The organism is Mycoplasma testudineum, from assembly GCF_002245785.1.
GTDB classification, from domain to species: Bacteria; Bacillota_I; Bacilli_A; order Mycoplasmatales; family Metamycoplasmataceae; genus Mycoplasmopsis_B; species Mycoplasmopsis_B testudinea.
Window position 1 is genome coordinate 1 of sequence record NZ_NNCE01000024.1, and the last position, 534, is coordinate 534.

A 534-nucleotide genomic window follows, 5' to 3' on the forward strand; every position below is an offset into this window, starting at 1 on the left:
ACATTAAAAATCCAATTAAAAATCCAGCAGATACAGATGGAAGAGTTATAAAACCAATAAAAGATAAAAATCCAATAGAAAAAATAGTAACTAATGAAGAAATTGCAAATAGACTTTCAATGTGATTTTTATCATTAGATAGAGTTGATGCATCGGATGAAAAAAGAGGCTTAAAAGCAATTTTTAATAACAATCATATACTTATTGAAAATAATGGAGAATATAAATTTCAAAAGAGAAGTGTAAAAAGCTTAGATATTAAATATAATGGTTTATTTTATTCTGGATTTATAGATACAATAGCTAATTCGGAAATTCTAAGTAGCTTACCATCCAGCACTATCAAAAAGCTATTTGAAAATCAATTGATAATTGAGAACATATCGCCACATACTGATAAAACCAGAGTGATGGAATCAACAGAAAGCAATCACATTCTTATTAAATCATTTGGTCGGTTTAAAGAATTTTTGTCAAAAAATATAACTATAAGAGAAAATGAGATACAAGATTTAGGTATGTCCGAAATCATTA

Annotated in this window: 1 protein-coding gene; it reads left to right on the forward strand. The window is 26.2% G+C overall.

From position 1 onward, the window contains the following. The coding region (locus CG473_RS04270) for a hypothetical protein (RefSeq protein ID WP_169709378.1) at positions 1–534 on the forward strand (534 nt) is incomplete at both ends.